At 39.0% G+C, this 390-nt stretch carries 2 pseudogenes; both read left to right on the forward strand.

Features of this window, described 5'->3' with window-relative positions:
* Positions 1-131, forward strand: a pseudogene (locus tag ACKTR2_RS10525) (thioredoxin); the annotation flags it as partial.
* A pseudogene (locus ACKTR2_RS10530) lies at positions 132-390 on the forward strand (conjugal transfer protein); the annotation flags it as partial.

The raw sequence follows: 390 nt of genomic DNA on the forward strand, positions 1-390 counted from the left end.
ATATGAATCAATCGCAGAATCGGCATTACATTCAAAAATATCAATTAACGTCAGTACCAACCTTGATCCATGGCAAGCAACGATACTCCGGTACCAACCAACAAAGGATTAAACAGATAGTAGGGGATTAGATGAAAGACAAATTATTAAACAGCGTTAAAGTCAGCTGGCCATATCTACTAACGCTAATCATTGGCTTGTATTTAGCGGAGATTTTGGCTGGATTAGTCATGGCCTTGTCGCACTATAAGCTAACTTTTGCGGATCATATGCCAGCCGTATTAAAACAATTAGCCTTACACCCCTGGCACTATTACAACTTGTATTTGGGTCAAAAGAACCCGGTATTAATTATCGTCAGTATTGCTGTGGTCCTATACACCATTTATT

The sequence above is a fragment of the Furfurilactobacillus curtus genome (assembly GCF_045862785.1).
Taxonomy (GTDB): domain Bacteria; phylum Bacillota; class Bacilli; order Lactobacillales; family Lactobacillaceae; genus Furfurilactobacillus; species Furfurilactobacillus curtus.